5 protein-coding genes are annotated in these 2,942 nt (G+C 63.3%); all 5 read right to left on the bottom strand.

The features are described 5' to 3' along the window. Positions 1-183, bottom strand: a 183-nt coding sequence (locus QUA04_RS30125; RefSeq protein WP_445242395.1) for a transposase, incomplete at its 3' end; no start/stop codon positions are given. Positions 184-400: 217 nt separating this feature from the next. After that, positions 401-625, bottom strand: coding sequence for a hypothetical protein (locus tag QUA04_RS29195; protein ID WP_224312254.1), 225 nt, complete (start codon positions 623-625; stop codon positions 401-403). Position 626: 1 nt separating this feature from the next. Next, a complete protein-coding gene (tnpC, locus tag QUA04_RS29190; protein WP_333264162.1) occupies positions 627-2,291 on the bottom strand; it encodes an IS66 family transposase in 1,665 nt (554 codons plus the stop codon). Positions 2,292-2,392: 101 nt separating this feature from the next. Next, positions 2,393-2,740 carry an IS66 family insertion sequence element accessory protein TnpB gene (tnpB, locus tag QUA04_RS29185; protein WP_333264159.1) on the bottom strand — a complete coding sequence of 116 codons (348 nt, stop codon included), beginning with the start codon at positions 2,738-2,740 and terminating at the stop codon, positions 2,393-2,395. Next, positions 2,737-2,942, bottom strand: a 206-nt coding sequence (locus QUA04_RS29180; protein WP_333264156.1) for a hypothetical protein, incomplete at its 5' end; no start/stop codon positions are given. The genes tnpB and QUA04_RS29180, both read right to left, overlap by 4 nt.

Here is a 2,942-nt window from a genome sequence, read left to right as displayed (position 1 = left end):
CACAAGCTGCGCAAAACCGGCAGCGTCACCAAGCATCTGCCGGCGCCAGCGATAAATCTGGCCCGGCCGCAGGTCGGCGCGCCTTGCAATGTCGGCAATGTTCGCGCCGGGCTGCGATATCGCCGTTACCAGCGCCTGCTTCTGCTCTTCCGTCCATCTCCGTCGGCGCTCCACGCCTGACATTATCGTTACCTGACCCATCGCACCGTCTCTTGCACCGGTGCAAACACCAGCGCTTGCACCGGTGCCATCTCAGATTATCCGATCAATCCCGCAAGGCGGCCCCTAACGGAGGCGTACGGCCGGGGTGGCGCCCGGGGCTGATAGCGACGTACGCATCCGTTAGCGGCCGCAGGATCTAGCGATTGTAAGGCTTGACGGCTGCGGCGTGGATTCAGCGTCACGCGTCTTTGATGGCGTCAATAATGTATCGCAGGTTTTCGATGCCTTCATCGGTGAACGCCTTGGCGATCGCCCAGTCGTCGTCGGAGAAGGCATCGTCGATAATTCTTATGCTGCCATCCTCGGAGAACATCCCGATCGACGCCTCCAACACCATGTCCTCGGTTTCTCCGAGGATGAGGGCGGCCTGTCTGAGCGTATAGACGGTGCTGATATCGGCCATGTCAGGCGGCCATTTCGATCGTCTCGGCTTCGCGCAGGGCTTTCCAGGTCCAGGGAAGCAGCTCGTGCAGCCGGCTCTGGGACAGATCCGCGATCCGTGCGAGGACATCGGTCAACCAGAGTAACGGATCGACGTCGTTCAGCCGGCAGGTTCCGATGAAGCTGTACATCATCGCCGCGCGCTCGCCGCCGCGGTCCGAGCCGACAAAGAGCCAGGCTTTCCTGCCGCGGGCAATACCGCGGACCTCGCGCTCGGCGGCATTGTTCGTAAGACATATCCGCCCATCGCTGAGGAAGTTGGTAAAGCCCTGCCAGTCGTTGAGCAGGTAGTTTATGGCCTTGGCCACCGGATCGTGACGCGAGAGGATATTGCGCTGCTCGCGCATCCACCCCTCAAGCTCGCTGACGATCGGCGCGGCCCGTTCCCGCCGCACCGCGAGGCGTTCGGCAGCTGTCTTGCCGTTGATCTCCCGCTCGATCTCGAAGATCCGGTCGATACGCTGCAAGGCCTCCAAGGCCAGCGGCGAGGCGATCGGTCTGGCGTCCCGCTTGCGCTTGAGCTGCCTGGCAACATCGACCAGTTCGAAGAACTGCCTGCGGCCGTGCGCCCAGCAGTTCGCGCGGGTCATCGGCTTGTCAGCCCAGCCTTCCTTGAACATGTCATTGAAGCCCGCATAACGATCGACCTGCAGGATGCCGGTGTAATTGGCCAGATGAGCGCGCGGATGCTCGCCTTTGCGATTGCGCGAGTAATAAAACACCACCGCCGGCGGCGCCGGGCCGCCGAACGGCCGGTCGTCGCGCACATAGTCCCACATTCGCGCGATATCGGTTTTGTACTTGGCGAGCAGCGGCACGGTCGTGTCGTCGCCGTGTAAGCGCTCGGCCGCCAGCACATGCGCCTCCATGAGCAGGAAGAGCGGCTTGGTCGCCGCGCTCACCGCGCCGATCTGATCGGCCAGGGTCGAGAGGCTAAGCGGGATGCCCTCGCTCTCGAGCCGGTCACGCTGCGAGTTCAGCGGCTGATGCAGGCCATATTTCTGGAACACGAGGCTGGCCAGGAAGTGCGGACCGAACATGCCGCGCGGCGTGACGTGGAAGGGCGCCGGCGGCTGACTGATCTTCTCGCAATGCCGGCATGCGACCTTTTCGCGGACGGTCTGGATCACCTTGTGGCGGGCCGGTACCTTCTCCAGCGTCTCGGTGATCGTGGGCGGCAGATGGCTCAGATTATCCGAGCCGCAGCACGGGCATTGTTCCGGCGCGGCAATGACGATCTGTTCGCGCGGCACATCGGCAGGAAAGTCGCGGCGCGCCTGGCGCTTGCGCTCGAACGCGGCAACTTTGGAAGTCTTGAGCGCCGCCTGCTGGCCCACGATCTCCGCTTCAGCCGCATCGGCCTCGAGCTCCTCGAAGGTCATTTCCAGCTGCTCGAGGATGCGCCGGCTGCGCTCCGAGCTCGCGCCATATTTGTCGCGCCGCAGCTTCTCGTTCATCAGCTCAAGATGCGCGTTTCGGGCGAGCAGGTCGGCGTTGATGGCCGCAACCCGCGCCGCGCGCGCTTCCGCCTCATACGCCTGTAGCTGCGCCTGTTCGGCAAAATCACGGGCGGCCGCAAGCTCGGCGCGAAGCGCTAAAACCTCATCTTTGCCATGGTTGCGGGCCATGGCTGATCATAGCAAAATGCCGCCGCAAAGCTAGGATTTTCGGGGCTTTCAGCGCATTTTTGTCGCTCAGGATTCTCATCCTGATTGTCGCTGGGATCGCCTCAGCCAACCCGGCTCGGCCGCCATGTCGCTTGCGGATTGCGCCAGTCGATCCCCTCAAGCATGCATGCCATCGCCGACGCCGAGATCGCCACCACGCCGTCCTTTGCCGAGGGCCAGATAAATTTGCCGCGCTCGAGCCGTTTGGCAAAAAGCGACATGCCCACCCCGTCATGCCACAAGATCTTGCACAGCGATCCGCTGCGTCCCCGAAAGACGTACAGGTCCCCGGCATGCACATCATGGTTCAGACCATGCTGCACCTGCAGCGCCAAAGACCGCATGCCTTTGCGCATGTCGGTATGGCCCATCGCTATCCATATCCGGGCGCTCGAGGAGATCGGGATCATCGCCGCAGCGACCGCAGCACCGCCGCCGCCAGCGTCGGCGATGCATTCGCCGATATGCGCACCACGGCGCTGCTCATCTCCACGACAACCGCGCATCCGGATGGCGCAGACCGTTCCGGCTGAACCACAAGCTGCGCAAAACCGGCAGCGTCACCAAGCATCTGCCGGCGCCAGCGATAAATCTGGCCCGGCCGCAGGTCGG

The organism is Microcoleus sp. S13_C5 (assembly GCF_036700845.1).
Classification (GTDB): Bacteria; Cyanobacteriota; Cyanobacteriia; order Cyanobacteriales; family Microcoleaceae; genus Microcoleus.
This window is presented reverse-complemented; position numbering and strand designations above follow the sequence as displayed.

Bases quoted from the DNA above. Each gene is read 5' to 3' on its own strand.
- QUA04_RS29195 (WP_224312254.1), bottom strand. From the start codon at position 625: ATGGCCGATATCAGCACCGTCTATACGCTCAGACAGGCCGCCCTCATC.
- tnpC (WP_333264162.1), bottom strand. From the start codon at position 2,291: ATGGCCCGCAACCATGGCAAAGATGAGGTTTTAGCGCTTCGCGCCGAG.
- tnpB (WP_333264159.1), bottom strand. From the start codon at position 2,740: ATGATCCCGATCTCCTCGAGCGCCCGGATATGGATAGCGATGGGCCAT.